This is a genomic window from Rhizobium sp. L43, assembly GCF_002531725.1.
Taxonomy (GTDB): domain Bacteria; phylum Pseudomonadota; class Alphaproteobacteria; order Rhizobiales; family Rhizobiaceae; genus Rhizobium.
The window spans coordinates 1-1555 of the sequence record NZ_NWSQ01000084.1 but is presented as its reverse complement, the minus strand read 5'-3'; the positions used below and the strand labels follow the sequence as shown (position 1 = coordinate 1555).

Genomic DNA, 1555 nt, shown 5'->3' with positions numbered 1-1555 from the left:
CCGTCCTCCTGGTACACCTCGATCACCAATATGGCGATCTTCGGCTTCCTCTATGTCGGCATCTGCCTGGCGCTTGGTCTCTTCCTCGCCATCCTGCTTGATCAGAAGATCCGCGGCGAGGGGCTGCTCCGGCCGATCTTCCTCTATCCGATGGCGCTCTCCTTCATCGTCACCGGGGTTGCCTGGAAATGGTTCCTCGATCCCGGCCTCGGGCTGGAACAGACGCTGCACCATTTTGGCTGGACAAGCTTCCACTTCGACTGGATCAAGAACAAGGACTTCGTCATCTACACCGTCGTCATCGCCGGCGTCTGGCAGGCGTCCGGTTTCGTCATGGCGATGTTCCTGGCGGGTTTGCGCGGTATCGACGGTGAGATCATGAAGGCCGCCCAGATCGACGGCGCTTCGCCCTTCCAGCTCTACCGGCGCATCGTCATTCCGCTGTTGCGGCCGATCTTTCTCTCCGCCTTCATCGTGCTCGCCCATATGGCGATCAAGTCCTATGACCTGGTGGTGGCGCTGACCTCGGGCGGGCCTGGCGGCTCGGCCTGGCTGCCATCCAACTTCATGTATGAATATACCTTCAAGCGCAACGAGATGGCCGTCGGCTCGGCCAGCGCCATCATCATGCTGATGACCATCTCGGCACTCATCGTGCCCTATCTCTATTCCGAACTGAAGGAGAAGGCGCGATGAGCAGCGTAACCTCTCCGGCAATGGCGACCTCGCAGGCCAGCGACAACAGGAACAGCAACACCCGCTGGATCGGCCGCCTGGTCATCTACGGCCTGCTGGTGATCTTCGCCGTCCTCTATCTGATGCCGCTCTTCGTCATGCTGACCACCTCGTTCAAGACCATGGACGAGATCCAGAACGGCAACATGCTGGCGCTGCCGCAATCGCCGACCTTCGATCCGTGGATCAAGGCCTGGGGCGAGACCTGCGTCGGGCTCACCTGCGCCGGCATCAAGGGCTACTTCTGGAACTCGATCAAGATGGTGGTGCCGGCCGTCGCAGTCTCCACCATCATGGGGGCGCTCAACGGCTATGTGCTGACCAAGTGGCGCTTTCCCGGCCACACGCTGGTGTTCGGGCTGATGCTGTTTGCCTGCTTCATCCCGTTCCAGTCGGTGCTGCTGCCGATGGCAACGATCCTCGGCTCGCTTGGCCGCTTCGGCATGACGCTGCAGAATGCCACCGGCTTTGCCTTCGGCTTCGGCAATCCCACGGTCAATCTGGTCTTCGTCCATGTCGTCTACGGCCTCGGCTTCACGACGCTGTTCTTCCGCAATTTCTACGAGGCCTTTCCGACCGAGCTTGTCAGGGCCGCCCAGGTCGACGGCGCCAGCTTCTTCCAGATCTTCCGCCGCATCATGCTGCCGAACTCGCTGCCGATCATCGTCGTCACGGTGATCTACCAGTTCACCAACATCTGGAACGACTTCCTGTTTGCCTCGGCCTATGCCGGCACCGGTGAATCCATGCCGATGACGGTGGCGCTCAACAATGTCGTCAACACCTCGACCGGGGTGGTCGAATACAATGTCAACATGGC

General features: G+C 60.5%; 2 protein-coding genes. Both read left to right on the top strand.

Features of this window, described 5'->3' with window-relative positions; translation table 11 throughout:
* Positions 1-696 (top strand): sugar ABC transporter permease (locus tag CO667_RS34505; protein ID WP_097622263.1); only part of this gene is annotated, 696 nt, incomplete at its 5' end.
* A partial coding sequence (locus CO667_RS34500) for a carbohydrate ABC transporter permease (protein WP_097622262.1) occupies positions 693-1555 on the top strand: 863 nt, incomplete at its 3' end. The genes CO667_RS34505 and CO667_RS34500, both read left to right, overlap by 4 nt.